The organism is Bacillus sp. AFS073361 (genome assembly GCF_002567005.1).
GTDB lineage: Bacteria > Bacillota > Bacilli > Bacillales > Cytobacillaceae > Neobacillus.
Window position 1 is genome coordinate 1 of record NZ_NUZU01000057.1, and the last position, 206, is coordinate 206.

Annotated in this window: 1 pseudogene; it reads right to left on the minus strand. The window is 36.4% G+C overall.

From position 1 onward, the window contains the following. Nucleotides 1-206: pseudogene (locus COJ96_RS24990) on the minus strand (IS5/IS1182 family transposase); the annotation flags it as partial.

Here is a 206-nt window from a genome sequence, read left to right on the forward strand (position 1 = left end):
GGGTCAGTAGTACTTTCTTTAATTTCTTTTAATTCCTCTTTATCGAATTTATCTGGAGGAAATGGATTTTTTCCGTGATCTTCGCGGTCTTTATTAATCTCGTCTTGTAAACGTGCTTCATAAGCTTTCGATTCTTTTCGGACAACTTTCTTCTCGAATTTGCGCTTATTCGCACTAGCCTTAACGTGTGTGGAATCAATAAATAC